The following is a 507-nucleotide window of genomic DNA, read 5'->3' as shown; positions in this document are numbered from 1 at the left end:
ACTCGCTGTTTTCAAAACTGGTACAAAACGATGTTAGCAAACTCGATACGGCTCAAGCGGTACGTGATTTGAATATTGAACTGGTATTAACCGCGCACCCCACGGAAATCACTCGCCGCACCATGATCAATAAACTGGTCAAGATCAACGAGTGTTTATCCAAACTAGAACTCAGCGACCTGTCTTCTAAAGAACGCAAAAAAACAGAGCGTCGCTTAGAGCAACTTATCGCACAAAGCTGGCATTCTGACGTGATTCGTCAACAACGCCCTACTCCATTGGATGAAGCGAAATGGGGCTTTGCCGTAGTAGAAAACTCACTGTGGGAAGCTGTGCCAGATTTCCTACGTGAAATGAATGATCGTCTGAAGTCTTACCTAGGTGAAGGTTTACCAATTGATGCTCGTCCAGTGCATTTCTCTTCTTGGATGGGGGGTGACCGTGATGGCAACCCGTTCGTTACTCATAGCGTAACGCGTGAAGTACTGCTTCTGTCTCGTTGGAAAG

General features: G+C 46.5%; 1 protein-coding gene. It reads left to right on the top strand.

The annotated features are described in order from the left end of the window. Window positions 1-507 (top strand): phosphoenolpyruvate carboxylase (locus tag R7Z77_RS28700; RefSeq protein WP_318137478.1); only part of this gene is annotated, 507 nt, incomplete at both ends.

The organism is Vibrio sp. 1401 (genome assembly GCF_033340295.1).
Note: the sequence above shows the minus strand (reverse complement) of the source record. Positions and strands in the feature narration are given on the sequence as shown.